Here is a 230-nt window from a genome sequence, read left to right as displayed (position 1 = left end):
CTCGGTGAGAGCGTCACTGAGGGTACGGTCACTCGGTGGCTGAAGCAGGTTGGCGAGACCGTCGAGGTCGACGAGGCGCTGCTCGAGGTGTCGACCGACAAGGTGGACACTGAGGTTCCGTCGCCGTTCGCCGGCACGGTGCAGGAAATTCTCGTCCAGGAGGACGAGACCGTCGAGGTTGGTGCCGTGCTCGCACGCATCGGCGACGGCGCCGCAGCCGAGGCCCCGGC

General features: G+C 67.8%; 1 protein-coding gene. It reads left to right on the top strand.

Annotation, left to right across the window (positions count from 1 at the left end; translation table 11 throughout):
* Nucleotides 1–230: biotin/lipoyl-containing protein (locus ID132_RS12890; protein WP_328744572.1), on the top strand; the 230-nt coding region annotated here is incomplete at both ends.

It is taken from the genome of Gulosibacter sediminis (assembly GCF_014904065.1).
Taxonomy (GTDB): domain Bacteria; phylum Actinomycetota; class Actinomycetes; order Actinomycetales; family Microbacteriaceae; genus Gulosibacter; species Gulosibacter sediminis.
Note: the sequence above shows the minus strand (reverse complement) of the source record. Positions and strands in the feature narration are given on the sequence as shown.